General features: G+C 69.0%; 20 protein-coding genes. 12 read left to right on the top strand and 8 right to left on the bottom strand.

The features are described from left to right. Positions 1-8: 8 nt before the first annotated feature. Positions 9-1,307, bottom strand: a complete 1,299-nt coding sequence (locus KCQ71_RS17390; RefSeq protein ID WP_223408221.1) for a substrate-binding domain-containing protein — start codon at positions 1,305-1,307, stop codon at positions 9-11. Positions 1,308-1,450: 143 nt separating this feature from the next. On the opposite strand from KCQ71_RS17390, the gene KCQ71_RS17385 reads away from it, so the two are divergent. The 5 genes from KCQ71_RS17385 (at position 1,451) to KCQ71_RS17365 (ending at position 8,925) form a co-directional block, all read left to right on the top strand. Next, positions 1,451-2,743, top strand: coding sequence for an ABC transporter substrate-binding protein (locus KCQ71_RS17385; RefSeq protein ID WP_223408219.1), 1,293 nt, complete (start codon positions 1,451-1,453; stop codon positions 2,741-2,743). After that, positions 2,715-3,731, top strand: coding sequence for a carbohydrate ABC transporter permease (locus KCQ71_RS17380; RefSeq protein WP_223408217.1), 1,017 nt, complete (start codon positions 2,715-2,717; stop codon positions 3,729-3,731). The genes KCQ71_RS17385 and KCQ71_RS17380 overlap by 29 nt, the downstream gene beginning before the upstream one ends. After that, on the top strand, positions 3,728-4,645 hold the full coding sequence (locus tag KCQ71_RS17375) for a carbohydrate ABC transporter permease (RefSeq protein ID WP_223408216.1): 918 nt from the start codon (positions 3,728-3,730) through the stop codon (positions 4,643-4,645). Before KCQ71_RS17380 ends, KCQ71_RS17375 begins: the two co-directional genes overlap by 4 nt. Before the next feature lie 43 nt (positions 4,646-4,688). Beyond that, positions 4,689-7,016 (top strand): FAD-dependent oxidoreductase, encoded by a 2,328-nt coding sequence (locus KCQ71_RS17370; protein WP_223408215.1) that lies wholly within the window; start codon positions 4,689-4,691, stop codon positions 7,014-7,016. 154 nt (positions 7,017-7,170) lie between these two features. After that, positions 7,171-8,925: a bifunctional lysylphosphatidylglycerol flippase/synthetase MprF gene (locus KCQ71_RS17365; RefSeq protein ID WP_223408214.1), complete on the top strand. Its 1,755-nt coding sequence runs from the start codon at positions 7,171-7,173 to the stop codon at positions 8,923-8,925. Here the strand turns inward: KCQ71_RS17365 and KCQ71_RS17360 are convergent. Next, the gene (locus tag KCQ71_RS17360) at positions 8,873-10,165 is read right to left on the bottom strand and encodes an alpha/beta hydrolase (protein ID WP_223408213.1); all 1,293 of its coding nucleotides are present in this window, start codon (positions 10,163-10,165) and stop codon (positions 8,873-8,875) included. The genes KCQ71_RS17365 and KCQ71_RS17360 overlap by 53 nt on opposite strands. A gap of 113 nt (positions 10,166-10,278) precedes the next feature. On the opposite strand from KCQ71_RS17360, the gene KCQ71_RS17355 reads away from it, so the two are divergent. Both KCQ71_RS17355 and KCQ71_RS17350 read left to right on the top strand, forming a co-directional pair. Next, positions 10,279-10,809 carry a hypothetical protein gene (locus KCQ71_RS17355; protein ID WP_223408212.1) on the top strand — a complete coding sequence of 177 codons (531 nt, stop codon included), beginning with the start codon at positions 10,279-10,281 and terminating at the stop codon, positions 10,807-10,809. Between the two features lie 16 nt (positions 10,810-10,825). Next, complete coding sequence (locus KCQ71_RS17350) at positions 10,826-11,749, top strand: hypothetical protein (protein ID WP_223408211.1); 924 nt, start codon at positions 10,826-10,828, stop codon at positions 11,747-11,749. Positions 11,750-11,806: 57 nt separating this feature from the next. Here KCQ71_RS17350 and KCQ71_RS17345 read toward each other — a convergent pair whose 3' ends face one another. Then, positions 11,807-12,655 carry a DUF4352 domain-containing protein gene (locus KCQ71_RS17345; protein ID WP_223408210.1) on the bottom strand — a complete coding sequence of 283 codons (849 nt, stop codon included), beginning with the start codon at positions 12,653-12,655 and terminating at the stop codon, positions 11,807-11,809. A 165-nt stretch (positions 12,656-12,820) separates the two neighbouring features. Here KCQ71_RS17345 and KCQ71_RS17340 point away from each other — a divergent pair, with 165 nt between their 5' ends. Beyond that, positions 12,821-14,053 (top strand): sensor histidine kinase, encoded by a 1,233-nt coding sequence (locus KCQ71_RS17340; RefSeq protein WP_223408209.1) that lies wholly within the window; start codon positions 12,821-12,823, stop codon positions 14,051-14,053. A gap of 48 nt (positions 14,054-14,101) precedes the next feature. Here KCQ71_RS17340 and KCQ71_RS17335 read toward each other — a convergent pair whose 3' ends face one another. Next, on the bottom strand, positions 14,102-14,671 hold the full coding sequence (locus KCQ71_RS17335; RefSeq protein ID WP_223408208.1) for a TetR/AcrR family transcriptional regulator: 570 nt from the start codon (positions 14,669-14,671) through the stop codon (positions 14,102-14,104). A 77-nt stretch (positions 14,672-14,748) separates the two neighbouring features. Between KCQ71_RS17335 and KCQ71_RS17330 the strand changes: the two genes are divergently transcribed. Beyond that, positions 14,749-15,873, top strand: a complete 1,125-nt coding sequence (locus KCQ71_RS17330) for an FAD-dependent monooxygenase (RefSeq protein WP_223408207.1) — start codon at positions 14,749-14,751, stop codon at positions 15,871-15,873. Positions 15,874-16,227: 354 nt separating this feature from the next. Here KCQ71_RS17330 and KCQ71_RS17325 read toward each other — a convergent pair whose 3' ends face one another. Next, on the bottom strand, positions 16,228-17,082 hold the full coding sequence (locus tag KCQ71_RS17325; RefSeq protein WP_223408206.1) for an SDR family NAD(P)-dependent oxidoreductase: 855 nt from the start codon (positions 17,080-17,082) through the stop codon (positions 16,228-16,230). A gap of 466 nt (positions 17,083-17,548) precedes the next feature. Then, on the bottom strand, positions 17,549-17,794 hold the full coding sequence (locus tag KCQ71_RS17320) for a hypothetical protein (protein ID WP_223408204.1): 246 nt from the start codon (positions 17,792-17,794) through the stop codon (positions 17,549-17,551). A 134-nt stretch (positions 17,795-17,928) separates the two neighbouring features. Here KCQ71_RS17320 and KCQ71_RS17315 point away from each other — a divergent pair, with 134 nt between their 5' ends. The 3 genes from KCQ71_RS17315 (at position 17,929) to KCQ71_RS17305 (ending at position 21,297) form a co-directional block, all read left to right on the top strand. Continuing rightward, positions 17,929-19,386, top strand: a complete 1,458-nt coding sequence (locus KCQ71_RS17315; protein WP_223408202.1) for an aldehyde dehydrogenase (NADP(+)) — start codon at positions 17,929-17,931, stop codon at positions 19,384-19,386. Further along, positions 19,383-20,564: a fumarylacetoacetate hydrolase family protein gene (locus tag KCQ71_RS17310; protein ID WP_223408200.1), complete on the top strand. Its 1,182-nt coding sequence runs from the start codon at positions 19,383-19,385 to the stop codon at positions 20,562-20,564. Before KCQ71_RS17315 ends, KCQ71_RS17310 begins: the two co-directional genes overlap by 4 nt. Before the next feature lie 70 nt (positions 20,565-20,634). Continuing rightward, positions 20,635-21,297: a response regulator gene (locus KCQ71_RS17305; protein ID WP_223408189.1), complete on the top strand. Its 663-nt coding sequence runs from the start codon at positions 20,635-20,637 to the stop codon at positions 21,295-21,297. 235 nt (positions 21,298-21,532) lie between these two features. Here KCQ71_RS17305 and KCQ71_RS17300 read toward each other — a convergent pair whose 3' ends face one another. Both KCQ71_RS17300 and KCQ71_RS17295 read right to left on the bottom strand, forming a co-directional pair. Continuing rightward, on the bottom strand, positions 21,533-23,278 hold the full coding sequence (locus KCQ71_RS17300; RefSeq protein ID WP_223408187.1) for a DUF262 domain-containing protein: 1,746 nt from the start codon (positions 23,276-23,278) through the stop codon (positions 21,533-21,535). Between the two features lie 468 nt (positions 23,279-23,746). Next, the gene (locus tag KCQ71_RS17295) at positions 23,747-26,878 is read right to left on the bottom strand and encodes a DEAD/DEAH box helicase (protein WP_308116656.1); all 3,132 of its coding nucleotides are present in this window, start codon (positions 26,876-26,878) and stop codon (positions 23,747-23,749) included. Positions 26,879-26,930 lie beyond the last annotated feature (52 nt).

The following is a 26,930-nucleotide window of genomic DNA, read 5'->3' as shown; positions in this document are numbered from 1 at the left end:
GGCATGAGTCACTCCGGCGTCGGGGTGACGTCCAGGTGCAGGTCGGTGCCGAGCGCGCGCAGGATCCGGCGCAACGACGGGACGGTCGGGCTCACCGTCTCCGCCTCGTACCGCGCGATCATCGCCTGGGAGGTGCCGGCGGCCTTGGCCAGCGCCGCCTGGGTCATGCCGGCCCGTATCCGCGCGTCGCGGATCAACGTGGCCGGGCTCGGCTCTTCATATCTGATCTGGTATGGCACGGCCGGATTGAACGCCGCCGCCGTGCCGAGCGTGCTCGATCGCACGACCAGGCGGTGCTGCACCACGGCTCGACGCGGTGGCGCCTCCGGCTCGGCGATCCGAGCGATGAGCAGCTTCAGGGCCTGGGTGGCGAAGTCGGCCATATCCGGGGCGATCGTGGTCAGCGGCGGCCAGGAGTACTCGCCCTCCGGCGCGTTGTCCCAGCCGAGAACCGCGACGTCGTCGGGCACCCGCAGCCCGAGGGAGGCGAGTGCGTGCAACGCCCCCACGGCAAGCAGGTCGGTGGCGCAGAGCAGTGCGTCGGGCCGGGCATCCGATTCGAACGCCATCCGCGTGCGCGCGAAGCCTTCGGACCGGCTGAACTCACTGGTCTCGATGAGCGTGAGCTCGGGCCGGTCCCGCTCGGCGGCTCGCGCCTGCTCGATGCCCGCGATGCGCAGCGACGAAGCGCGCCGATGGTTGGGGCCGATCTCGGCGCCGAGGAAGGCGAGCCGCCGTCTGCCCAGCATGAGCATGTGCCGCGTGGCCTCCCGGGCCGAGGCGCCGTTGTCGATGCTGACGTGGTCCAGGCCGCCCGACTCGGGCTGCTCGCCGAGCAGCAGCACCGGTGTGTCACTGCGCAGGGCGGCGACCTCGACGCCGGTCAGGCGCGAGGGACTCAGCATGACGCCGTCGGTGAAGCGGACCGCATAGCCTCGGGCCGCCGCCGTCTCGCGTACGACGGAGTGCCCGGTCTCGTCGATGAGCACCGTGTAGTCGTCCTCCCGGGCGCGCTGCACGATCGATCGGGCGAGGTCCGCGAAGTACGGCGTGGCGAGGTCGGGAACGGAGACCGCGAGCAGACCGGTACGGCCGTGCCGGAGCTGACGCCCGGCCAGGTTCGCGCGGTAGCCCAGGTCCTCGATGGCCTGCTCGACGCGGCGCCTCGTCGCCGGCCCGACGTTCGGTCTGCCGTGGATGACGTTCGTGACCGTCTTCCACGAGACGCCGGCCGCGGCGGCGACATCCTTGATGCCGACGGACCGCGCGCTGGACCGTCGTGACTGTGAATATGTCGGATCTGACATGCCGCAGACTCTATCGGGTCGAAATGCTGGTTCTGAGCCCTCTTCGCGGAGCAAATGCTGGCTTGACAGCGTCATCCATGCTCATGCCACACTCGTCTAACGTTGTACTGCTTGTCACCGCAGCCAGGCCTCTAGGAGAACCCGTGAAATCCACTCGGCGCACGCACCGCCGCCACGCCCAGATGACAGTCCTCGCCACCTGCGCCGCTCTCACGCTCGCCGCGTGCGGCGTGGGCGGAGGATCCGACGACGGTGGCGGGGAGCCAGCCGATCCGTCAGCCCCGATCCGCGCCGCCTGGTGGGGAGAGGACAACCAGAACCAGGCACTCGACGCGGCCATCACCGCGTTCACCGAGGCAGGTGGCCCGGACGTCTCCATCGAGGCGCAGCCCTGGGACGGGTACTGGGACAAGCTCGCCACCCAGGTGGCGGGCCGGGACATTCCCGACGTCGTCATGCAGGCGGCCAGCCAGCTGCCCACCTACGCCGGACGCGACGCGCTGCTCGACCTCTCCGAGGTCGACCTCGACCTGAGCGGCCTCGATGAGGGCATCCGCGACTTCGGCGCGGTCGGCGACGAGACCTTCGGCGTGGTCGCCGCGACCAATGCGATGGGCTTCGTCACGAACTCCGACCTCCTCGCCGAACTCGGCGTCGCCGCTCCGGAGGGTGAGTGGACCTGGGACGACCTGAGCACGTTCGCCAACGAGGTCCACACCGCCAGCGGCGGCGAGACCTGGGGCATTCAGGACGGCGGCGGCGACATGATCCTGTTCATCCTGTACGTCCGTGACAGCGGGCGTGAGTTCTACGCCGACGACGGTTCGATCAACGCCACCCCGGACGATCTGCGTGCCTGGTTCCAGCTGTGGGCCGACATGCGTGAGAGCGGCGCCGTCCCGCCGGCGGAAGCCACCGCGGAGGCCAGCGGCAATCTGCCCGGCAGCCCGTTGGCGAGCGGCCGCGCCGCAGCCACGTTCGCCTGGACCCAGGACTATGTCGCGGTCCAGTCGGTGACCGACGCGGCGCTCGACATCGGCCTGCCGCCGTACAACTCCGAGAACCCCAGCCTCTGGATCAACGCGGCCAGCCTCTGGTCGATCTCCGCATGGTCGGAGAACCCGCAGGGGTCCGCCGATCTGATCGACCACCTGGTCAACGACCCCGAGGCGATCGAGACGCTCGGCGTCTCCCTGGGCGTCCCGCCCACGGCGGCCGCCCGCGAGCAGCTGGTGGACCTGGTCAGTGACGAGGAGCGCCCGGCGGTCGAGTACATGGACCTCGTCGCGGACAACTCGCGTCCGCTGAACCGGCTGTGGCCCGATGGCTTCGCAACCTCGCGCACCCTCTTCGACCAGCTCGACGAGTCGGTGGCGTTCGGAGAGATGACGATCGATGAGGCCGTGGATGCGTTCTTCGCAGACGCTGAAGGCTGAGACGACGGCGGCTGCCAGGTCCGCGGCGCCGGTGCGGCCGAGCGGTGGGGCGCTGTCCGGGGGCGCGGCTCGTGGCCGCGCACCCAAGCCCCGGCGCTCGCCGCGGCAGCGCGGTGAGGCCCGGGCCGGCTACCTCTTCCTACTGCCGTGGTTCGTCGGCCTGGTCGGCCTCGTGCTCGGCCCGATGATCGTCTCGGCGTACCTGTCCTTCACCGAGTACGACCTGTTCCACGACCCGGTCTGGGTCGGCCTGGACAACTACCGCACGATGTTCACCGACGACCCGCGCTACCTCCAGTCGCTACGGGTCACGTTCACCTACGTGCTGGCCTCGGTGCCGCTGCGGCTGGCCGTCGCGCTCGGACTGGCGCTGCTGATGAACCGCGCGGTGCGCGGGATGTCCTTCTACCGCGCGGTGCTCTACCTGCCCTCGCTGCTCGGCGGGAGCGTCGCCATCGCGGTGCTGTGGCGCCAGCTCTTCGGCGGTGAGGGGGCGGTGAACCAGATCCTCGCGCTCGTCGGCATCGACGGGCCGAGCTGGATCTCCTCGCCCGACACCTCGCTGCTGACGATCATCGTGCTGGCGGTCTGGCAGTTCGGCTCACCGATGGTGATCTTCCTCGCCGGCCTGCGCCAGATCCCGCAGGAGGTGCTGGAGGCGGCCACCGTCGACGGTGCCGGTGCGGTGCGGCGCTTCTTCTCCGTGGTCCTGCCGCTGCTCACGCCGCTGGTGTTCTTCAACGTGATCATGCAGACGATCGTCGCCTTCCAGGCGTTCACGCCGTCATACATCATCTCGAACGGCACGGGAGGCCCGGTGGACTCGACCCTCTTCTACACGCTCTACCTCTACATCAAGGGGTTCAGCGAGTTCGAGATGGGCTACGCCTCGGCCATGGCGTGGGTGCTCGTCGCGATCATCGCGGTGTTCACCGCCGTCAACTTCCTCGGTGCCCGTCGCTGGGTGTTCTACGGGGACCAGTCGTGACGGCGCCGGCCGCGCTCCGCAGGGCGGACCCTCAGCGTGCCAGGGCCGCGCGGGCACGCCCGAGCAAACCCCCGACGAAGCGCTCGACGCCGTTGCGGACGATCGCCTGGCACGGGCTGATGGTGCTGATCTGCGTCGTCTCCATCTACCCGCTGCTGTGGATGGCGCGCAGCTCGGTGGTGCCGGAGACCGAGATCTTCTCGAGCCCCTCGGTGGTCCCGAGCGGCATCGACCTCTCGAACTTTCCCGCGGGCTGGGTCGCGAACCCGCCGGGATTCGGGCAGTTCATGCTGAACTCGTTCGTCATCTGCGTCGGTGCCGTGCTCGGGAACCTGATCGCCTGCACCCTGGCGGCGTACGCCTTCGCCCGGCTGCGGTTCCCGCTGAAGGGGCTGTGGTTCACGGTCATGCTCGGCACGATGATGCTGCCCGGGCACGTCACCCTGATCCCGCAGTACGCGCTGTTCTCCGCGATCGACTGGGTGGGTACGTATCTGCCGCTCATCGTGCCGAAGTTCCTCGCCACGGACGCGTTCTTCATCTTCCTCCTGGTCCAGTTCATGCGGGGCATCCCTCGTGAGCTCGACGAGGCCGCGGAGATCGACGGCGCCGGGCGCTGGCGCACGTTCCGCTCGGTGATGCTCCCGCTCACAGTGCCCGCTCTGGCCACGACGGCAGTGTTCACCTTCATCTGGACCTACGAGGACTTCCTCGGGCCGCTGATCTACCTCAGCGACCTCAACGACTACCCGGTGCCGCTCGGGCTGCGCATGTTCGTCAACGCGATGGGGAACTCCTCCTACGGTCAGCTCTTCGCGATGTCGCTGGTGTCCCTGCTGCCGGTGTTCATCACCTTCCTGCTCTTCCAACGCAAGCTCATCCAGGGCATCGCCACGACCGGGCTCAAGGGATGAACCCGGTCCGCCCTTCCACCACCACTTCAGTTGAGGAATCCACGTGATCACCCGTCAGGAAACGTTCCAGGTCGTCGTCTGCGGCGGCGGGCTCGCCGGCGTCAGCGCGGCTGTCGCCGCTGCTCGGCTCGGCCTCTCGACAGTGCTCGTCCAGGACCGTCCGGTCCTCGGCGGCAACAGCTCCTCCGAGGTGCGGGTGGTCCCGCGCGGCTCCGCGAACTACCACGGCTACGCCAGGGAGACCGGGATCATCGGGGACCTGCTCGAGCAGGAACGTCTGCTCAACCACGAGGAGATCTTCGAGAACGGCTTCACCAACAGCGTGTGGGACCTGACCATGTACGACCTGGTCGAGCGGACCCCCGGGCTCGAGCTGCGGCTCAACACCGCGGTGCGTGAGGTGAGCGTCGGCGACGACGGCCGCATCGAGGCCGTCGTGGGCTACACGGCCAGCGCCGAGACCGAGACGACCTTCCGCGGCGAGGTGTTCGTGGATTGCACCGGCGACGGCGTGGTCGCCGCGCTCGCCGGCGCCCCGTGGCGGATGGGGACCGAGGCGCGATCGGAGTTCGACGAGCCGCACGCCCCGCTGGAGGCCTCGGACGACGTGATGGGCAACTCCATCCACATCAAGACCAAGGACGTCGGTCACCCGGTGGACTTCACCCTCCCGGAGTGGGCCGTCAGCTACGACGACGCCGCGTTCTTCTACAAGGGAGGTCGCAAGCCGTCGACCCTCAAGGGCGGCTACTGGTGGATCGAGATCGGGGTGCCATGGCACACCATCCATGACGCGGAGACGATCCGGCACGAGCTGACCCGGCACGCCCTCGGCGTCTGGGACTGGGTCAAGAACAAGGATCCGCAACTCCGTGACCGGGCGCGCACCTTCGCCCTGGACTGGATCGGGCAGGTGCCCGGCAAGCGGGAGAGCCGCCGGATCATGGGCCAGCACCTGCTCACCGAGGGCGACCTGACCCGGTCCGAGCCGTTCGAGGACGAGATCGCCTACGGCGGCTGGAACATCGACCTGCACACCCCCGGCGGACTGCTCGCCGCCACGAGCGAGCCGACGGCCGCGGAAGGCCACGAGACCACCGCACCGGCCGCCGTCGCCGCCTACGTCGGCCCGTTCGGGGTCCCGCTGCGCTCACTGATCGCCCTCGAGGTGCCGAACCTGCTGATGGCCGGGCGCAACGTCTCCGCGACGCACGTGGCGCTCGGTTCCGTCCGGGTGCAGGCGACGACGGCGATCATGGGCCAGGCCGCCGGCACCGCGGCCGCCGTCGCGATCCGGGACGGCGTGCCCGTGCACGAGGTCGCCACCCGCTCGATCGAGGTGATCCAGCAGCGACTGCTGCGCGACGGCGCGTTCCTGCCGAGCGTGCGCAACACCGACGCCGAGGACCTGGCCAGGCGGGCCCGGGTCAGTGCCTCCTCCACGGCGCTCACCTACGGGGCCGGACCGGAATCGGTGGGTGTGACCCGCGGGCTCGCCGACCACTCCAAGCGCACCGACGACGTCCTGGCCGAGGTGCGCGGGCAATGGATCGCCGTCGAGGTGGGCCCCGGCGCACCGGGCCTGCGGGAGGTGTCCGTGTGCCTGACGAACACCTCCACCGAGACCCGCACGCTCGCCGCGCGGCTGCGGGCCGTGGACCACATCTGGGACTACCGCATCGACGACGCACCCGTCCTGGCGAAGACGGACCTCGAGGTGCCGTCGGGGGAGCGCGTCTGGGTGTCCTGGGAGGTGGACCTGCCGGCCGAGGACCTCACCGAGGGGGCGGCCGGCGACGTGCGCTACGTCCGGCTCGACCTCGACGCCGACCCGCAGATCTCCTGGCACCGCGCCGGCACGGTGGTGCCGGGATGCCTCTCCGGGGTGCGGATCGGCTCGGGCCGGATGCGCCGCTACCTGGACGCAATCACGCTGTCGCACCGGATCGACCCGCCCCAGTCCACCTACCCGGCGTCCGAGGTGCTCACCGGGGTCACCCGGCCGCACGCCTCGACGAACCTGTGGCGCTCCGACCCCGCGCAGGTCCTGGACCAGTGGCTCGAGCTGGCCTGGGACACCCCGCAGCGGATCGGCCGGGTCGAGCTGACCTTCGCGGGCAGCCTGCTGCGCGAGTACGACCGGTACCCGCCCGGCTACCGCGACCCGCAGGCCGCCAGGTCCTACTCGATCGAGGTCGCGGACGGCGATGGCGACCTACGCCGGGTGCTGACGATCGACGAGAACGCGAGCCGCCGCCGCCAGCACGACTTGCCCGAGCCGGTGCACGCGACGCGGCTGCGGCTCGTCGTGCACGCGACGAACGGCGACCCCTCGGCCGCCGTCGCCGAGGTCCGGTGCTACGCGCAGTAGGAGCCGGCGCGTCGGCGTCGCCAGTGGACCGCATCGGTGCCGGATCGTCGAACGGTGAGTGAGCATGGCGCGTAGATTCGTGCCATGACGTGCACCGTTGAGCGTCTTGGCCTCCTGATCCCCGACTGACCGCCGGGGCACAGGGGAATCGGCCATGGCACCGGAGGCGAGGCGGCCCGGCGCCGTGCGGGTCGCCAGATCGCGTCGGCCGGCCCGCGAGGCCGGCGCGTCCCAGTGGCTGCGCCACGATCGCTCCCGCCGCGCGGCCACGTACGCGGTGGTCGTGCTCGCGGTCCTCGGGCTGCTCTCGGCGGCTTCGGACCCGTTGCGCGGGCGGGTCCGGATCCTGCTGGAGGTCGTCCCGCTCGTCGTGCCGGAGACGGCGACGCTCACGCTCATCTTCGTCTCGTTCGCCTTGCTCCTGACCGCGCGGGGTCTGCGCCGCGGGCACCGGCTCGGCTGGATCGCGGCCGAGGCACTGCTCGTGACCTCCGTGGTGCTGCACCTGACCAAGGGCCTGGACGTCGAGGAAGCCGCGCTCGCTGCGGGCGGCGCGGTGTGGCTCGCGTTCAACCACCGGGCGTTCCCCGTGCTGGCGAGCCGTGCCGCCCTCACCCGGGCGGCGGTGGTCGGGATCGGCGGGGTGGTCCTCACCCTCACCATCTCCCTCGGGCTGGCCGTCCGGTTCGGCACCCTCGATGCCAGCGACCTCGACGAGTCGGCGCGGGCCGTCCTGCTTCGCCTCGGCGGGTGGAGCGACAGCCCGCTCCCGTTCATGGGCGCCTTCGCCGGCCCGATCCTGACCGCCGTCGGCCTTGGCCTGCTCGGCAGCGTGCTGTGGCTCCTGCTCTCTCCAGCGGCGTCGGCGCCGCTGGTGGGTGAGGCCCACCGGCAGGAACGCGAACGCGCCCGTGCCGTGGTCACCCGCTACGGCGGTGGCAGCCTGGACTACTTCGCGTTGCGCGACGACAAGCAGTGGTTCTTCACCGGTCGCAGCGTCGTGGCGCACGCGGTCCGCGGCGGCGTGTGCGTCGTCTCGCCGGACCCGATCGGGCCGCCGGAGGAGCGCGCCGAGGTCTGGGCCGAGCTCACCGCCCACGCCGAGCGGCACGGCTGGTCCGTCACGGTGCTCGGAGCGTCGCAGGAGTGGCTGAGCATCTACGAGACCAGCGGCCTGCGCGCGTTCTACCTCGGTGACGAGGCGATCGTGGACTGTGCCGCGTTCGACCTGACCGACAGCGCATTGAAGAGTGTGCGCCGTGCGCACCGGCGTATGGTCGCCGCCGGGTTCACGGTCGCGTTCCTCGACCCGGCCACGCTCGACGGCGGCACGCGGGCCGAGCTGGTCGAGGTCGCGGTCCGTAGCCGGCAGGGTGAGGCCGAGCACGGGTTCTCGATGACGCTCTCCAGACTGTTCGACCCGGCCGATACCGGGCTGTTGCTCGCGGTCGCGCGAGATGATGCCGGCCGGATCCAGGCGTTCATCCAGTGGGTGCCCGCTCCTCGGCTGCCGGGGTGGTCCGTGGACACCATGCGGCGGAGCCCGGCCGAGGGCATCCCGAACGGTGTGATGGACTTCCTGGTGGTCGAGTCCATCCGCCACATCGCCGCACGCGGCGGTGCGTCGGTGGCACTGAACTTCGCGGTCCTGCACAGCGTGGTCGCCGGGGACAGTGAGGCACCCACGAGCAGGCTCGCCCGGAGCGTCCTGCGCCGCGCCTCGAGCCGGATGCAGATCGAGTCGCTGTGGCGGTTCAACGCGAAGTACCAGCCACGCTGGGTGCCCCGCTACGCCGCCGTCGGGTCCATGGACCTGCTCGCGGCCCAGGGACTGGCGATCGCCGACGTCGAGGGCCTCACCGGGCTGCCGGTGGTCGGTCGCTTCCTCTCTCACCCGCCGCCGTCGTGAGTGGCTCCGAGGCCGGTCCCGTTTCCCCGGGAACCGGCGGGGTGCCGCGCAGATGCGTCGACGCGAACGTGAGCGCGTACGGCAGGCCGTCGCGCACCTCGGCCCAGCTGTGGCCGTGCCCCCGCGCGATGCGGAAGTACACGGTCTGGCCCCGGTCGGCGAGCTGGCGCGCGAGGCCGCGGACGGCACCGACGTCCGCGGTCCGTTCGCCGACGTCGAGGTAGACCGGCAGCCGCAGCGGCAGCGGCAGGGACGGCAGGTAGCTGCTGGGGGTGTGGGCGGCGATCACGTCGGGGTCGTCGCCGAGGGCCGCCGGTCCGGCGCTGCCGGGATCGCCGTAACCCTCGAACACCAGCGAGAGTCCCCAGGTGTCCAGGTGGCGCAGGCCCTGGTCGAGGGCGCAGAACCCGCCCATCGACATGCCACCCAGGCCGCGGGCGGACCGGTCCGCGATGGTGGGCAGCGTGCGGTCGACGAACGGGATGACCTTCCGGTAGAGCCACGACTCGATCTGCGGGCCGTCCCGCCAGTTCAGGCACTCGGTGTCCTTGGACGGTCCGCCGTTGGCGTCGATGGAGACCAGGATCATCGGTCGGACCAGGTGGGCGTGCAGCAGGACGTCCATCGCCCGGTCCACCAGCGCCGCGGCGAACCAGTCCGCCGAGGTTCCGGGCGTCCCGTGGATGAGGTAGATGGCCGGGTAGCGGACCACGGACGCCGCCTCCACGCCCGGGGGCAGGTACACCCAGGCGGTGCTCGGCGGCACCTGGAGGTCGAGGTCGCCGGGGACGGTGACCGTGTACACGGTTCCCCGCGACGGCGGTCCGTGCAGCAGCGCGGTGCGCCGCCCGGTCCGGCTCATCGGGTGCCGGGGCTGGAGCTCGGTGCTCTCGTGCCGGGCTCTGCGGAAGCCATGGGTGCCCAGGCGCAGGCCCGCGGAGGCGGTCGGCACGTAGCCCGCCAGCGCATTGGCCACCAGCGCTACCGCCGCCCCGAGCAGACCGGCTGCGGCACCGATCGGGAGCATGGCGGAGGGCGCCGTCGTACCGGCCGAACCCCGGCGAAACGCCCGGGTGGCCCGCAGGACCAGGGCGCCGGCCGCCGTCGTACAAGCAACGCCGACGGGCGCCACCACGCGCCACGAGCTCAGCCACACCACCTCGTGGAAGCGCCGAATCACGGCGGCCGGGACCTGGACGTCGACGTCGGCCGTGGTGGGAGGGTCGTGGGGGCGCTGCATGGTGGGTCCTCTCCGGGAACCACGATAGATCCGTCGGAACCGCGTCGCCCGGTGCCGTGCCAGACTGCTGCCCGGCGCACGCCACCGAAGAGCCGCACACCACTACGAGAGGCATGTCGATGGTTCCCGAAGATCTCGCCGTTTGGCGCCGCCAGCAGGACGCGGGCAACGCGAACCCCTGGTCGGAGGCCCTGCGCCTGCTCGCCGACGACGAGCAGCCGCCGGCGCTGGATACCAGCTACCTGACCGCCGAGGACCTCGCGAACCCGGACATCGCCGCCAACGTCCGGGCGATCGCGCAGACGGCCGCGCTGATCACGTGGGTCGCCCAGGACGAGGACGAGGGCCAGGCGTTCGGCTACTGGCGTGGCCCGAACGACCTCCCGCTCACCGCGGCAGCCATCGTCCGCTTCGACACCGAGGGCCAGTTCCACCTCCTCCGGGGCACCAACCTCAGCGAAGCCCTGAGCGACGAGTACGGCCAGTGGGCCGACGACGGCTATCCCGGCCTGGTCGCGCAGTGCCGGTCCCAGGGCGTCACGATCAGCACCGACGACCCCGACGAGCTCCCGGAGCCCGCGGTGTCGCCGACCCCCGCGGAGCACCACGAAGCTCGCTACCGCGACCTGCTCGCGGGCAGCTGATCCGGGGCCGAGCAGAGTGAGCGACGAGATCATCGAGGCCACCCCGGAGCAGGTGATCGCCGTGATCGAGCAGATGGTGGACCTGCCGTGGCCGGACGGGGACGAGTGGCTCGAGTGGGAGCTCGACGGGATCGAGGGGCAGACCACCTACTTGATGCACCTGCTCCCGCTGGCGGCCACCTCGGACGCGGCGGCCCAGGCGTCCTTCACCTCGGCCCTCGTGGTGGCGGCGAACCGGCGTTGGGGCGCCCGTCGCTACTTCGACGCGACACGTTTCACCGATGACAAGCACACCGACCCGGCGTCCTACGACCGGCGCAGTGCGCCCGCGAGCCTGGTGCGATCGCTCGGTGCGGACACCGCCGCGTGGTGGCCGCTCGGGAGTGACGCCGTGGTCCTTGCCGACAGCTCCGGGGCCGCGCTCGAGCGGAGCAAGGCGGCGGTATTCGTGCTGCCGGCGCAGTGGCTGGCCGGACCGGGAGCCGAGGAGGACGCGCTGCGGGCACCGCTCGTCGCGGACTTCCTCTCCGGCGAGAAGGCCCGCATCCTCAATGCGGTGTGGGAGGTGTTCGCGACCCGCGATCCCGAGATCCTGGCGCCGCTGGCACTGGCGTTGCCCGCCATCGAGAAGGCGACCGCGGACGCGGACCTCGGCGGCATGCTCGCGTCGAACAGCGCCAACCTCGAGCACGCCCTCGACCGGATCGAGCTCTTCGGCAAGGGAGTTTGCCTCTGCGCCGCCTACCCCTCGCACCAGTTCTACGACCCTGCGAAGGAGGTGCGCCGGGGGCACATCCGCATCGTGGAGACGGTCCCCAGCGACTGGAAAAGGGTGCCCGACCGCATCTGCGAGTGCCGCGACTGCGGCAAGCGGTTCCAGGTCGAGGAGGGGGAGTACCACTACACCTGGTGGAAGTGGACCGAGGCCGGGCGCTCCTAGGCAGTGGTGAACCCGAGCCGCCCGTCGCGGCCCGGGTCCACCGGTTCAGGGGGCCGGTCAGCCCAGCGCCACCTCCACGCCACCCGAAAGGAACGAGTCGTGCAACTCGAGCGTCGTCGGGACGGCGTCGGCCGGGATGTCGAACACGATCGTGCCCTCCACGGTGTTGCCCGGGTTGATCTCGGTGAAGAACGTGTCGTTGCCCTCGATCCAGAGCCCGGCGGTGGAGTTCGGGGAGAACTCACGCCCGGCGGCGTCGAAGAGCTGCTGGTCGCTGTCGGAGAAGTACTGCGGCGCCTCGCCGATGTTCGTCACGGTCAGGTGCACCAGGACGAACTGTCCCTGCGCCTGCTCGTTCAGGTACTCGCTGCCGACCGTATCCACGCCGGTCTCGATGCTCGTCACGACGAACTCGAACTTGCCGTCCCGCACCGCGGCGCCGACGCCGGGCAGCGCCTCCTCGACCGCGGGCTCGACGGCGGCCGGTTCCGTCGCGGCCGGTGCGGCCGGTTCGGAAGCGTCCCCGGCCGGGGCGTCCGGCTCGACGGCGGCCGGCGCCTGGGTGGTCGGCGCGTCGCCCTGGGCGGACGGCTGCGACCCGCCGCCGTTCACGGCGTTGATCACGATGCCGAGCAGCACGACGGCGCCGATCCCGGTCAGGATCTTGTGCCGCGCGAACCAACTGCGCTTCTTCGGCTCGACCGGCGGCGGCACCGGCGCGCCCGGGCCGTAGCCGCCCGAGCCAGGTCCGCCCGGCCCGGCCGGGTTGTACCCGCCCGGCCCCGGACCGGCGGGACCATACCCGCCCGGCTGGGCTCCGCCGTCGGGCGTGGAGTAGGAGACGGCGCCCTGCGGGGCGTAGGGCGGCTGGGGCGGCGTCTGGCCGCCGGGGACGTTGGTGCTCATCGGAACCTCCAGGTTCGGGGAATGACCCCAGCCAACGCCGTCGGGCAGCACCGCCACATCCACCGAACGCCTGGAGCCGGCTGGCCGATCGGGGGAGGGGCGACCGGGCGAACCTGACCGATCGATGGAGCCCGAATGTCCCCGCCGGGCCCTACGGTGCGGAATGTGCAGACAACGCCCGCCCGACGGCGCCGCGCCCCCTGGTGGCGGACGGCGCTGCTCGTCGTGGCGGCGTTCTGCGCCTCGATCATGAGTGTGGCGTTCTCCGACTGGGGTCAGGGCATCTCCGGTGAGAACACCGGGGTGGCCCTCGGGCTGTTCTTCGCGGCGATCGCCGTGCCCGCGCTGCTCGGGTGGCGCCACCGGTGGCCGTTCCTGGTCACGCTGGTCGCTGCGGGCGTCGCGGTGGTGCTACCGGTCGGGACATCGACGGCGTTGTTCGCCCTGGTCTCGCTGGTGGCCCACCGATCCGGGCCGCGCGTGTGGTGGACGGCGGGTGCGGTGGGCGTCGCGACCATGGTGACCGCGATCCGGGACGTGCTTGCCGAGACGATGGCCGAGTCGTTCCCGAAGACGATGCTTGGGCCGACCGGCGCGCCACCGGAGACGCCGGTCGAACTGAGCTGGTGGTTCGTGCCGCTGGCCGTGGCGCTGGCGCTGGGCCCGGCGATCGGGCTCGGCCTCGTGCTGCGGGCACGCCGGCTGTCCCGGGCCGCGGACCGGCGTGCCGACGAGGCCGTCGGCGACAGCGCTCGCCTCGGCGACGAGCTCGCCCGCCAGGTCGAGCGCGAACGGATCGCCCGCGAGGTCCACGACGTGCTCGGCCACCGGCTGTCCCTGCTGAACCTGCACGCCGGGGCCCTCGAGGTGAACGCGCAGGACGACGACGAGCTGGCCCGCAGCGCCGCGCTCGTGCGGGCCAGCGCCGGGCAGTCCGTGGAGGACCTGCGCTCGCTGCTGTCCGTGCTGCGCCAGGACCCGGGCGCCGACCACGCGCTGCCTGAGGCGTCCCTGGTGGACCTACCGGCCGTGATCGACGAGACCGTCCGCACCGGCGTGCCGGTCAGCGCCACCGTCTACCTGGACCAGGCCGAGTCGGCGGACCCGGCCCTGGCCCGCGCCGTCTACCGGATCGTGCAAGAGTTGCTCACGAACGCCCGCAAGCACGCGTCCGGGCAGCAGATCCGCCTCGCCGTGACCGGCGGCCCGAGCAACGGCGTCAGCATCGACGCCCGCAACCCCTACCGGCCCGCACCCGCCGGCGGCGCGCCCGGCCGCGGCCTGCAGGGCATCGCCGAGCGCGTCGAGCTGCTCGGCGGTCGCCTCCAGTACGGAGTGGACGACGGCGGAGCGACGTTCCGCGTCACGGTCACCCTGCCGTGGCGGCAGGTCGGGTAGACGGCGACGGCGGAGGTCGCCTGTGTCCAGCGCCGCGTGCTTCGGGCGCTACTGCTTCGCCTCGCCGCCGAGCATGCCGATCAGTAGTTCACGCACCGCGTCCTGGAGTTCGTCCAGCGCTGGCTCACTGCCGGCCCCGGCGATCGCGTCGAACATGATGCCCTCGCCGAATGCGACCACCTGGCGGCCGTGCCGGACCGGATCGGCCGACCCGGCAGCGGTGAGCAGGGCGACGGCGGCGTCGCGGAACCGGCGGCCGGCCCGGTCGTAGATGCGGCGCAGCTCGGGCCGGCGAGTCGCCTCCAGCGCGAGCTCGAAGCGCGCCAGGGTGCGCCGGCGGTCCTGCAGCTGGACCTGCAGCAACCGCGCCATCAGCTCGGACAGTTCGGCGACGGTCAGGGGCTCGCTCACGAAGGCGTCGGCGAAGACCCGCTCCTCCAACTCGGTCAGCCGGGACATCGTCAGCTCCAGCAGGGCGGCACGGGTGCGGGCCAGGTTGGACGTCGAACCGGGCGGCAGCCCGGCGGCCTCGTCGACCGCCCGGTGGGTGAGGCCGCGCATCCCCCGATCGGCCAGCAGGGTGATGGCTGCCTCTGCCACGGCCTCGGAACGCTTCATGGGTGCATACTATGGCTGTAGTGACACTACAGCCGTAGTGTTCTTGGATGGCGAACGTGGACTTGGAAGGGTCGAAAATGAAGGCAGTGGTGATCGGTGGCGGCATCGGCGGCTTGACGGCAGGCATCGCATTGAGCCGCGCGGGCTGGCATGTGGACGTGCTGGAGCAGGCCCAGGAGCTCGAACCCGTCGGCTCCGGTCTGGTGCTGGCGGCCAATGCGCTGCGCGCCCTGGACGCACTGGGCCTGGGCGACCGGGTCCGCACCCTGTCGCGGCTTGAGGGCCAGGCGGGCCTGCGTCGCCGCGACGGCCGGTGGTTGACGCACACCACCGAAGACAGGGTGCAGGAGCTGTACGGCGACTCCCTCGTCGTCCTCCTGCGCGCGACGCTCGTCGAACTGCTCGCGGACGCGCTCGGGGCGGACCGGTTGCGGCTCGGCACGGCGGTCACCGGCGTCGACGCCACCCGCGGGACGGTACAGACCAGTTCGGGTGAACTCACCGCCGACCTCGTGGTGGCCGCCGACGGCATCCACTCGCCGGTGCGGACAGCGCTCTTTCCCGGGCACCCGGGGCCGTCGTACGCGGGAGTGACGGCGTGGCGAGGGCTGGTGCGCAGGCCCGATTTGTCGATCCGGAGCTCGGAGAGCTGGGGTCGTGGCACCGTGTTCGGGATCCACGCGCTGGATGACGACCTCGTCTACTACTACGCCACCGACCGGTCTCCCGCCGGGGCGGTTCACCAAGACGAACGAGCCGAACTGCTGCGCCGGTTCGGAGACTGGCACGAGCCGATCCCCGCCCTGCTGGACGCCGCCGAGGCCGGCCGCATCCTGCGCAACGACCTGTACTACCTGCGAACGCCGCTACCCGCGATGCATGTGGGCCGGGTGGCCCTGCTGGGCGACGCGGCCCATCCGATGACGCCCAACCTGGGCCAGGGTGCCGGGCAGGCGATCGAGGACGCCGTGGTACTCGGGCACCTCGCGGACGGCGACCTGTCCGCCTACACGGCCGCCCGGCTGGAGCGGACAGCCGACGTCGTGCGCCGCTCGATGTCGATCTGCCGCGTCACCGCGGTGCACAACCCGGTCGCGGTGGCTGTGCGGGACCGGGCGCTCTCGCTGGCGACGCGGCTGCGGCCCGATCTGATGTTGCGCTCGATGGACGAGATCCTGGCATGGCGCCCGCCGGCGACCTGAAGGGCACAAGCCACACCAGCCCCCGCGATGCCGCGAACGTTGTAGCGGAATCGTTCGTCTACGGGACGCCAGACGTGTCCCGCACGACCCGCCGTCACCGGGCACTTTTTCGGGCGGGCTTGCGAACACTCGAACGTGGGTGCGCCCGGTGACCTGCACCGTTCCCTCGAGGGGTTCGGCTAACGGGACGCCTCAGGTTCTCAACGTCGGCGGCACGAGTGTCTTACCCGCGTGCACGCCGGTGTTCCATCGACCCGCTGCTGATGGGCAACCTCCAGACCGGAGCCAAACCGTTGCTTGAGCGAGCAGAACGGCCCGGCAGATGCTGCCGGGCCCCTCTATGCCTGGTGTGGGTCAACTGCGGGCGGAGACCCAGCCGGCCTCCATCTCAGCTGCGACCTCACCGAAAATCGCATCGAAGCGGTTGAACGTCACCGAGGACGAACCGCCGTCGACAGGGATGGTCACGCCACTGATGAACGAGGACAAGTCGGAGGCGAGGAACACCGCGGGGCCGGCGATGTCATTCGGGACACCAGTCCGGCCCAGGGGCTGCTCGTCCTTAGACTTCTCCTCCAGCCGCTCGAGGAACTTCCCGGAGTCCTCCTCGCTCAGCCCCGCGTAGCGGGTGAAGATCGGCGTCACAATGATGCCGGGGGCGATGACGTTGGATCGGATCCCGAACTTGCCGAGCTCGATGGTCGCCACTCGGGCGATGCTTGGTACGGCGGCCTTGGCGGTGGAGTAGCCAACGTCGCCCCACCCGCCTTGCAGACCAGCCAGGCTGGAGGTGGAGATGATGGACCCACCGGTGGCTTGCTTCTTGAACTGGCGTGCGGCGTACTTGTGGCCGAGAACCACAGAGCGGACGAACAGTGCGAGGGCCTTGTCGAGGTACTCAGTGCTGACGTCCACGATGGGCGACGGAGCGGACGGTGCGCCGGCGTTGTTGAACATCACGTCGAGCTTGCCGTAGGACTCCACCGCTGCATCCACGAGGCCGGCGACGTCGTCCTCATTGGTGACGTCAGCGTGGACGTATCGGGCCGAGTCACCCAGCTTCTTCGCAAGCGACTCGCCCAGCTCGTCTTGGATGTCGCCGATGATCACCTTTGCGCCGTGGTCGACGAAGGCCTCGACGCTCGCCTGGCCGATGCCGCTGGCGCCGCCCGTGATGATCGCTACCTTACCGTCAAGTAAATTTGCCATGTTTGTTCTTCCTCTCTCTCAATTTGTTTAACGCCGTCTGGCTGCTCGGTATTCCGTATGTGTAGCCGATCCGCCCGCCCTAGATGGACGGTGAGGCTTTCTGGGGAGCACGTCGAACTCCTGGTGTCGTTTTTGCTGGGCAGGAGGTGGCCGTCGTCGGCTCCCAGAGTGCTTTCTACAGGATCCGAAAGCCCAGGTCATCCGCGAGCCGACTCGGACATCGACCGCAAACTTCATCTCGCACTCCGTCCCCCATGGAGGATCGGTTTACGGAGCGTCAGCCAGCGCAGTGCCCGCCTGCATCGCCGCGAGCGGAGGCCGCCACAGAGCATCGACAGAACCCCGCCACTTAACGGCAAAGGCCGCAGGGCACAATCGGGCGGCCAGATGGGTAGATCGCCCAGCGGAGCCACCTTCCGCGTTGCCTTCACTAAGGGCTCCTTTAGAGACTTTTAGAGTCCGCCGATCAGGTTTCGTCAGCGCGTCGCTTCTTCTGCTCCTCGATCTCTTCGAACGTCGTGAACATGCCCTCGAACCGGCGCCAACTGCCATCGTCCGGACGCTTGCTGTCGAGCACCCGCTCGAGTGGCGCCGCGTGCTGTTCGCAGAGGTCGAATTGGACCGTCGAGCCGCCCTGCGTGATTCCGTAGCGCGCCGTCGACCGATCCAGTTGGCCACACATGTCGCACACGACGACGCTTACCTCAGCCATGGATCAGTCCTCCAAATGTCCGGTCCGACCGCCCAATGTAGCCCGGTCTCTGCTCACCATCTGTCGCACCATCGAAGGGGGCCACGTGGTGGTCGTCGCGGTCCGCGACTGGCGCCGGACCGTAGGCTTGCCGTATGACGACCAATGACGAACTGGACGAGGCAGTCCAGCAGGCACAGGTGGCATTCCTCGCAGCACGTGGGGCCGAACCGGACACCCGAGCAGGCTGGCTGGAGGCCATCGCGGACGGCCTGGACGCCGCCGCCGAGGACCTCGTCCCGCTGGCCCAGGCGGAGACCCACCTGGCCGAAGGGCGCCTGCAGGGGGAGTTGAAGCGGACCACGTTCCAGTTGCGCCTCTTCGCCGAAGAGGTCCGCCGCGGCGAGATCCTCGACGCCACGATCGACCATGCCGACGACTCCTGGGGCATGGGACCTCGGCCGGACCTGCGCCGGATGAACGTCCCCCTCGGCGTCGTCGGGGTCTTCGGCGCCTCCAACTTCCCGTTCGCGTTCTCCGTCATGGGTGGCGACAGCGCCTCGGCGCTGGCTGCCGGCTGCGCCGTGGTCCACAAGATCCACGAGGCCCACCTGCAGCTCGGGCTCCGCACGGCGGAGATCGTCGTGGCCGCGCTCGCGCAAGCGGGTGCGCCCGCGGGCCTCTTCAGCGCCGTCACCGGCCGGGATGCGGGCCAGGCGCTCGTGGACCACCCGCTCACCACGGCGGTGGGTTTCACCGGATCCACCCGGGTGGGCCGCATCCTCGCCGACCGTGCGGCCGCCCGCCCCGAGCCGATCCCGTTCTACGGCGAGCTGGGCAGCATCAACCCCGTGGTCGTCACCCAGCAGGCCTGGGCCGCGCGGCGCGACGAGATCCTCACCGCCTACGTCGGTTCCTACACCCTGGGCATGGGGCAGTTCTGCACGAAGCCCGGGATTCTGTTCGTGCCCCAGCTCGACGAGGACAGCACCCAGGTGCTCCGCGAGACCGTGGCCGGCAGCGACCCGTCGCCCATGCTCACCACAGGCCTGGCCGAGGGATTCCTCCACGCCCGCTCGGCCATGGCCCAGCGCGGCCTGACCGAGATCGTCCCCGGCGGGCAAGGTGACGCACCCGCGCCCGCACTCTTCGCCACCACCGTCGAGGCAGCCGTGCAGGATCCGGCCATCGTGCGCGAGGAGATGTTCGGACCGGCCAGCATCGTCATCTCCTACCGGGACGAGGCCGAGCTCACGCGGGGCGTCGAACTCCTCGAGGGCCAGCTGACCACCACCGTTCATGCCGAACCCGGCGAGCAACTCGACGAGCTGGTGGACGTCCTGGCCGCACGCTCGGGACGCGTGATCTGGAACTCCTGGCCCACCGGCGTCACCGTCAGTTACGCCCAGCAGCACGGCGGCCCCTTCCCGGCCACGACGGCGCCCGGCACCACCTCGGTCGGAACCGCGGCAGCGCGCCGGTTCATGCGCCCGGTGTCCTACCAGGGCTTCCCCGAAGCTTCGTTGCACGCAGCCCTGCGCGAGGACAACCCCTTGGCGATCTCCCGCCGAGTCGACGGCGAATGGCAGATCTCCGAACGAGGAGCGAAATGAGCACCCAGACCGACGCCGTGCACGCGATCCTCCCCACCGACGCCGACGAGGCGATCCTCGTCGGCCGGGTCTGGGACCCCGAGACCGGCGGACCCCGGCCGGTCCGGGTCCTCGGCGAAGCCGTCTACGACCTTTTCGACGTGGCCCCGACCGTCGCCGGCCTGCTCGAGCGCGATGACGCCGCAGCCGTAGTGACCGGCACCACCGGCGACCCGCGCTGGCGGCTCTCCGACCTCGTCGAGGCGTCCCTCGCTCGGGCGCAGGACCGCCCGCACCTGCTCGCCCCGCTGGACCTGCAGGTGGTCAAGGCCTGCGGCGTGACCTTCGTCGACAGCATGATCGAGCGCGTCATCGAGGAACGCAGCGCCGGTGACCCGGCCCGCGCGCGTCAGGTCCGCGAGACCCTCGCCGCCTCCCTGCACGCCGAGATCGACACCATCGAGCCCGGCTCCGAGGCCGCCGCGCGGGTGAAGGAGGTCTTCCTCGCCGAGGGCCTGTGGTCGCAGTACCTGGAGGTCGGCCTCGGCCCGGACCCGGAGGTCTTCACCAAGGCCCCGGTGCTCTCCTCGGTCGGCTACGGCGCCCAGGTCGGCATCCCGGCCTTCTCCTCCTGGAACAACCCGGAGCCGGAGCTGGTGCTCGTCGTCGACTCCCGCGGCCGGGTCCGCGGATGCGCGCTGGGCAACGACGTGAACTTGCGCGACGTGGAGGGCCGCAGCGCCCTGCTTCTCGGCATGGCCAAGGACAACAACGCCTCCAGTGCGATCGGTCCGTTCATCCGGTTGTTCGACAACGCCTTCACCTTGGACACCGTCCGGACTGAGCGGATCACGCTGCGGGTGGAGGGCGCCGAGGACGGCTACGTGCTCGAGGACGAGAACAACGTCGCCCGCCTGAGCCGGTCCTTCGAACGACTGGTCGAGGCCACCAGCGGCGACCACCACCAGTACCCGGACGGCTTCGCCCTCTACACGGGCACCCTGTTCGCCCCCACCCAGGACCGGGGTGTGCCCGGGCTGGGCTTCACCCATAAGATCGGCGACCGCGTCACCATCGCCAGCACCCACCTGGGCACCCTGGCCAACGAGGTCGCGCCGACGGACTCCCTGGCCCGCTGGGAGTTCGGGATCCGATCGCTCGTGGAGTACCTGCACCGCTCGCTTTCAGGCGGGCATTAGCCGGCGACGGCGGAGGTCACCCAAGCCCGTCTGCGCACCGTCTGTCGGTGCGGGCGCCTACGTTGGGGCCATGCCCCGACCGCACCGAGTGCTCCTCGTGGATGACGACGCTCTGGTGCGCACCGGGCTGCGCCTGATCCTGGACAGCGCGGCCGACATCGAGGTGGTCGGCGAGGCCGGCGACGGCGACGAGGTGGTGCAAGCCGTCCAGGCGCACGCCCCGGACGTGGTGCTCATGGACCTGCGGATGACCCGGATGGACGGCATTGCCGCCACCGCGGCCGCCCGTGCCCTGCCCAACCCGCCACACGTCATCGTCCTGACCACCTGGGACGTGGACGACGCCGTGCTGCGCAGCCTCGCCGCTGGCGCCGCTGGGTTCTTGCTCAAGTCCGCCCCGCCGATGGACATCATCCGCGCCGTGCGGGACGTGATGGCCGGCGACGCCGTGCTGTCCCCGCGCAGCACCCGACAGGTGCTCGACCACCTGGCCCGGGATATCGGCGGCGCCGAGCGGCGACGAGCAACGGACGCGATGTCGTCCTTGAGCGAACGGGAACGAGATGTCGCCATCGCCGTGGGACACGGGCACTCGAACGTCCAGATCGCCCGGCAATTGTACGTGTCCGAGGCGACGGTGAAGTCGCACCTGTCCGCGGCGCAGACGAAGTTGGGCGCCAGGAACCGGGTGGACGTGGCGGTGCTGGCGGAGCGTGCGGGCCTGTTGCATTGAACTCCCAGGATGACGGTCCTGTGCCGCTTGCTGATTGTGGTCAAGGTCCTAAACACGACGATCTAGGGGTGTCAGGGTTCAGTGGGACCCTCACGAGCCTCGTCCGCATCGCCAGGGATCCTCGGGTTTGCGGCTCACGCTACGGTTCGTTCGGAGCGCGTGACGTGAGGCTTGACAACGGCGCCGGGCGCGGTGGTGCGCACACGACCCCGACCCCGACCCGGAAGCCCCTAACCTACCCACGAGGCAGACGCGGCCAAGCTGAGACGGCCAGGGTTGCCAACTGCTTTTGGCGCCTATCGATGACGCTCTTCGTCCAATTTGAGTTCGCGGCCGCATCAGCCGTCACGCGAAGACTCGATAGCTTAAGTATCGACTGCTTGGCCGCCCACGGTTTGTTGCCGATTCGCCCGTTCGGGCCCTTCTGCAACAGGCAGAGGTTCCCTAAGCGATGGACGTACGCTCGCTGATCATCCTCTGTGAACGCTGGCCAGTCGTCACGCTTCGCGTTCTTCGGAAGGACATGCTCCAGATTGACGGCTTCGACGTCGTCGTTGACGACTAGCTCCGGCTCCGCATCGCCGCGCTCCTGTAATTCGAGCGCTCGAAGCAGGTATCTTGCGAGTGACCCACGCATGACGCGCCATCCAGCGAACGCTGCTTCGAACGCCCCGTCGGTTGGTATCAGAGTCCCTACGCGAGACTCTGCCAGGATTTGTTCGGTGGTCTTGATCTTGCCCGACCGGATGTCTCGAGCCGCCTCACAGAAAGCAGCCTCGGCGGTGCCTGCGCCGAGCGTTCCCGATGAGAGTCCGCGAATTGCCCATGAGACCATCGTGGGCACGAATCTAACGATCTCGCCGTGATCGAATTCGGACAAGGCTGCAAGCAGGAGCGGGCGGTATTGTTCAAGATTGAGCTCAACCAAGATCTCTGCGGCGCTCGACACATGCGCTGGGTAGTCGCCCCAGAAATCGCTATCAGCAGTAAGCATGGCGTAGTAGAGCCGAGACGAGTCCTTGAGCTCTTGGGAGAACGTCACTGCGGAGGCGGGCGAAGCGACGATGTCCTTCAATCGGCCATAGACCTCACGCTCGCGCGTCCGACCGTACTTAGAGCTGAGAAGGTGGCGCGCAAAGTTCGTAAAGCGCTGGTTGCCGACCCGGTTGATATCGAGGTTCGTCAGTGTTGCCACCCAGTTGTCACGAACCTCGTCGAGTCTCGACGCAGAGCGGCTGAACAGGAAGTTCTTGAGAAGATCGGCGACGGTCAGGTCGGCGCCGCGATCATTTAGCGTTTCGAAGATGAGGAAGGCATCGGCCTCGGTTGCCACATCGATGGCGACGATTTGTGCGCTCGTGTCAAGCCAGTCCACGAGCTCATTCAACTTGTCGCGCCAAGCGGTGCCGTGGCTCGCCGTGAAATTTTCAACCCTCTCGGAGAGATACTCAAATGCCTCGGAGATGAGCCCTTGACTGTAGTTTGCTGGCTCGACGTCGCTCCGACCCAAGACGATTCGACGCTCATAGAAGTCCCGGTCCTCGGTGTTCAATATGAGCTTAGGCTGATCGAGTCCAACTCTGCGATCGAACTTTCCGAGATAGTCCTGTTGGGTCGATTTCGCGAAGTCGTTCGCGCCGCCTGTCTCGAATTTGTCGCGAATCGCAGCCAGCAGGAGCGACGTCGTGGCTAGGCGCTGTTGGCCATCGATCACGAGTTGACGGCCATCGGCCCCGTCGCCCTCTCGTGCAAGGACGACGGTCCCCATGAAGTACGAAAAATTGTTCGCGAAGCTCGAGGTCAGATCACTCCAGAAGTCGATCACCTGAAGCTTGTCTACCTCTGAGTCGGGGGTGTAGGTGCTACCTTCCTTCGTGATCCATGAATAGGAACGCTGGTAGAACGGAACTGCGAGCGTTCGGGTGCGTAGCAGTGCGGCGATCCCTGAGGCTTCGTACTTGAGAAAATCGTCTTGGGGCACGTAGAGTCTCCGTCTCACTCGCTACTCCAGCTCCGGCGAGCCGAGTGCGGACCCCAAGCTTATTCGGTTCTTCCCGTTCGGCTGCCATTTTCCGCGACCCGCCCAGGCTCGTGTGGAGTCGCGTCGGGGAACTCGGTTCGCGCTCAAGCTAGTGGATCAGTCTCGCCAGGGATGCGGCTCGAAACCGCGTGAGTTGCCTCACCGGTTGGCCGCGCGCGTGCCTCGAGGCCCGACCGACATTAATTACCCTCGAAGGAAGGGCCGTGACCACCTACGCGACAGGCCGTCAACCACGAACCGCGTCGTCCTCAAAGCGGGAGACCTCGCCGTGTGGCCAGGGCGGGACATCGGCGGAGGAGTGGGTGGCTGGCTACCCGCGAGCCAACGGTGCCCCGGTAGCTTGTCGGAAATTGCCAACGGTGTAGCGGTTCCGGGAAGCTTCGAGGGCGCACAACGATAGGGGTGGCGTCACGGTGCAGCGGCGGTCGTTGACGAAAAGAGTTCGAGGGGCATCGGTGTGTTGAGCCGCCAGGTGATCGCGATGGGCCGTTCGCCCTGATGGGCGACCAGCTCGACCGGGCCGAGGTAGGTGTATGGCTCTGTGCCGACGGGCCCATGACCTCTGACGCGCACGAAGAGCAGGACGGTGCTGCTTCCGGCCACGTAGCGCTGTCCCGTGGGGGACAGCAGGGAGGTGGTTGATTGCGACTCCCAGTGGAAGAGAGTTCGAGAGATCGGGTAGTCGCGGTACATAGTGCTCGGCGAGAAGGCAGCTTCGGACTTCTCGACGGTCACGAAGAGGGCGTCGAGGTTCTGTTCGGATTCGTGGAGGACGCCAGCTTGGAACGACTTCGGGGTGCGCGACAGGTTCGCCCAACCCAGGGCGGCGAGCGCTTCCTCTCGTTGGTAGCGCGCGTGCAGGCGTAGCGGGAGGCCGGCCGTGGACCCCGTGGATGCGACTGTCAGTCGGAGCTGCGTGGCACGAGCGAGGTCGACCACCGTCATCAGTTCTTGGTTCGCTGCGGCCTCATGCGATGCCGCCGTGAGTCCATCGGCATACGACTCGAACCCACCGCCATCGGGGTAGAGCGAGAAGAACAGCATGCGGGCGAACGCTCGTTCCGTTGGGGAAAGTGATTCATAGTCTGCGCCGGACAGGACGGCGAGGTATGCGGCGGTCCGTTCGGAGTCGTCGACGTGGGCCAGCGCTCGGACTCGGCGAAGCAACACGTCCTCAAGTGGCCCACCCACCGGGACCTCTAGTCCCGCCTCACGTCGGAGTCGTGTCCAGGAGCGCTCGGGTCGCTCGATGACCGCACCAAGGTCATTGCCCGTCTCGTGTAGATATGTGCCGAGGGATACGTGGTCGCGTTGCGCACTCAGTGTCCGGAGTTCACTCACGAGCCGAGACCATCGGCGGGAGACCTGGTCTCTGACGTTTGCGAGGATTCGTTGCTGCGACTCGCGCTCCAGGACAATCTGGCATCCGCTCGGCAGGGTCGTGAAGCCCTTCTCGATGCCCTCAATCAGCCCTCGGCGAGACTGTCCGGTGATTGCTCCCAGTTTGAGGTCCCACCGGAACTCCTTGCGCTGGATCCCGACGAAGTCGAGCGCGGTCAGGACGCTCTTGGTTCGGGTGCGCCGCAGGCCTCGTCCGAGCTGCTGAACGAATATGGTCGCGCTCTCCGTAGGGCGCAGGAACAGCACGGTGTTGACGTCCGGTATGTCGACCCCCTCGTTGTAGACGTCTACGGCAAAGATCACTTTGGTGGCGCCGCTGCGGAGGTCCGTCAGGGCCTCGTCTCGGTGCGCGTGGGCAGTCTCTCCGGTGACTGCGCGCGACGGAATCCCAGCCTGGTTGAAGGCTTCAGCCATCGCGTGAGCATGTCCAACATCGACGCAGAATCCGAGTGCCTTCATCGCGTCGAGGTCAGCCACCTTGTCTCGCAACTGGCTAAGGATGATCCGCGACCGGGCGTCGTTGCCTGTGTAGAGGTTGCTGAGCGACCTGGCATCGTAGGCGCCGCGTGCCCAGGCGATCCGAGACAGATCTGTCTCGTCGTTGATGGCGAAGTAGTGGAATGGCGCGAGCAGATCTGAGGCGATTGCATCCCAGAGGCGCAGTTCCGTAGTTGGAGCCCCGCCGAACAATCGCGCAACGTGCACGCCGTCGGCCCGTTCGGGCGTTGCGGTCAGTCCCAGTGTCTCGTCTGGGGTTAGGTGTCGAAGCAGCTTCTGGTACGTGCTGGCGGCGGCGTGGTGGAACTCGTCCACGATGAGGACGCGGAAGCTCGCTGGTGGAATGTTCTCGACGCCATAGGCGGTCAGCGACTGGATGCTGGCGAACACGTGCTTCCAGCGCTCGGGGCGTTTGCCATCGACGTAGAGCTCGCCGAACTCAGGGTCCGTCAGCACTTCGCGGAACGTGCGCAGTGATTGTTGGAGGATTTCCCGGCGGTGGGCAACGAAGAGCAGCCGGGGGTGCTCTCCTGGACCCGCCTCCTCCGAAAGTCGGCGGTAATCCAAAGCTGCGACGACAGTCTTGCCCGTGCCTGTGGCCGCCACGACCAGGTTGCGGTGCCGCCCGTACACCTTGCGTGCGGCCTCGATCTCGTCGAGCATCCGCTGCTGGTATGGGTAGGCCCGCACCTCGAGTCCAGAGATGGAAAACGTGACTCGGGTGTGCTGCGAGCGGCCACTGGCTTCAGCGAGCGCGTCGTCAAGTCGGTCGCGATCTTCGACGTCGTCGGGCTGGTAGTCCTCGAACGTAGGGTCCGCCCAGTAGGTGTCGAACGTCGCCTCGAACTTCGCTAGCAGCGCCCGGTTGGCTCGCTGCGAGAGCCGTACATTCCACTCGACGCCGTCGAGGAGAGCCGAGTGAGACAGGTTCGACGATCCAACGTACGCCGTCGAGAAGCCTGAACGGCGGCGGAACATCCACGCCTTCGCGTGCAGTCGTGTCCGCTGGACGTCGTACTGGATCTTGACCTGCGCGCCGACTTCCCTGACCAGGCGATCCAGTGCCACACGTTCCGTGGCGCCCATGTACGTCGTCGTGGCAATTCGTAGCGGGACACCGCGATCTCGGAGGGAGGCGAGTCCGGGTCGCAAGGTTCGGACACCGGTCCACTTCACGAAGGCGCACAGCAGATCGACCTCATCTGCACTTGGCATCTCCGCGAGGATCTCCGACTGGAGCGATGGTTCACCATGCGCGTTCGTGAGGAGCGCTGCCTCCGAAAGGGGCGCCTGCGGTCGGGTAGCGAAACGAGAGGTCGTCGTGAGTTGCGTCGGGAGTCGCCGCTCGACAGCGAGCAGACGTTCAGCCGACGGGACCGTCTCGCCGTCATCAATGGTATCGAGCAGCTGGTTCACCAATGCGAGGCGCTCGGCGGAGTCTTTGACTCCCCGCAACCGGCGATGGACTGCCTCCGCGACGTGGGCGGCGAGCACGTGGGGTTGGTCCCCGTCAGGTACGGAACCGCTAGCCCAATCATCGGCGGGAAGGTTGCGTAGCGTGGCGGCAAGCCGCTCAGTGATGAGTTCCTCGTAGGCTCCCTCAACGAGCGCACCATCGTCGGGCAAGGGCGATGACGTCACTCGGTCAGTCTCACAGCAATCGGAAGCGCGGGTGGCTCGTCGAGGCCCTTGA

The sequence above is a fragment of the Occultella gossypii genome, from assembly GCF_019947135.1.
Lineage (GTDB): Bacteria > Actinomycetota > Actinomycetes > Actinomycetales > Beutenbergiaceae > Occultella > Occultella gossypii.
This window is presented reverse-complemented; position numbering and strand designations above follow the sequence as displayed.

Bases quoted from the DNA above. Each gene is read 5' to 3' on its own strand.
- KCQ71_RS17380 (WP_223408217.1), top strand. From the start codon at position 2,715: ATGCGTTCTTCGCAGACGCTGAAGGCTGAGACGACGGCGGCTGCCAGG.
- KCQ71_RS17335 (WP_223408208.1), bottom strand. From the start codon at position 14,671: ATGAAGCGTTCCGAGGCCGTGGCAGAGGCAGCCATCACCCTGCTGGCC.
- KCQ71_RS17330 (WP_223408207.1), top strand. From the start codon at position 14,749: ATGAAGGCAGTGGTGATCGGTGGCGGCATCGGCGGCTTGACGGCAGGC.
- KCQ71_RS17390 (WP_223408221.1), bottom strand. From the start codon at position 1,307: ATGTCAGATCCGACATATTCACAGTCACGACGGTCCAGCGCGCGGTCC.
- KCQ71_RS17305 (WP_223408189.1), top strand. From the start codon at position 20,635: ATGCCCCGACCGCACCGAGTGCTCCTCGTGGATGACGACGCTCTGGTG.
- KCQ71_RS17320 (WP_223408204.1), bottom strand. From the start codon at position 17,794: ATGGCTGAGGTAAGCGTCGTCGTGTGCGACATGTGTGGCCAACTGGAT.
- KCQ71_RS17355 (WP_223408212.1), top strand. From the start codon at position 10,279: ATGTCGATGGTTCCCGAAGATCTCGCCGTTTGGCGCCGCCAGCAGGAC.
- KCQ71_RS17360 (WP_223408213.1), bottom strand. From the start codon at position 10,165: ATGCAGCGCCCCCACGACCCTCCCACCACGGCCGACGTCGACGTCCAG.
- KCQ71_RS17345 (WP_223408210.1), bottom strand. From the start codon at position 12,655: ATGAGCACCAACGTCCCCGGCGGCCAGACGCCGCCCCAGCCGCCCTAC.
- KCQ71_RS17365 (WP_223408214.1), top strand. From the start codon at position 7,171: ATGGCACCGGAGGCGAGGCGGCCCGGCGCCGTGCGGGTCGCCAGATCG.
- KCQ71_RS17315 (WP_223408202.1), top strand. From the start codon at position 17,929: ATGACGACCAATGACGAACTGGACGAGGCAGTCCAGCAGGCACAGGTG.
- KCQ71_RS17310 (WP_223408200.1), top strand. From the start codon at position 19,383: ATGAGCACCCAGACCGACGCCGTGCACGCGATCCTCCCCACCGACGCC.
- KCQ71_RS17325 (WP_223408206.1), bottom strand. From the start codon at position 17,082: ATGGCAAATTTACTTGACGGTAAGGTAGCGATCATCACGGGCGGCGCC.